At 64.8% G+C, this 273-nt stretch carries 1 protein-coding gene; it reads left to right on the top strand.

Annotated features, from left to right (window positions below; genetic code table 11):
• The coding region (locus tag ABG80_RS22615; protein ID WP_058087163.1) for a hypothetical protein at positions 1-261 on the top strand (261 nt) is incomplete at its 5' end.
• Positions 262-273: the final 12 nt, after the last annotated feature.

Below are 273 nucleotides of genomic sequence, written 5' to 3'. Positions count from 1 at the left end.
ATGCTCACGCTGACCGGCACCATTCGAGCAGTCACCACCCTGGGTGGTGGCGTCAACAAGAAGACCGGCGAGGTGATCCCCACCCGCCCGGTTCTCCAGATCGAGGGCCTCGATAACCGTGGCCTCGTTCAACTCTCCACCCTCACAGTTCCGGACACCAAGCCTTTCGAGGGCCGAGTGGGTGAGCAGGTGTCCGTGCCGGTGCGTGCGTGGGCTCCTGGCGCGTCGGTGAGCCTCGCCTATGAGGGGGGCAAGGTGTGAGGATGGATGCAC

The organism is Aquabacterium parvum, from assembly GCF_001447195.1.
Classification (GTDB): Bacteria; Pseudomonadota; Gammaproteobacteria; order Burkholderiales; family Burkholderiaceae_C; genus Aquabacterium; species Aquabacterium parvum.
Note: the sequence above shows the minus strand (reverse complement) of the source record. Positions and strands in the feature narration are given on the sequence as shown.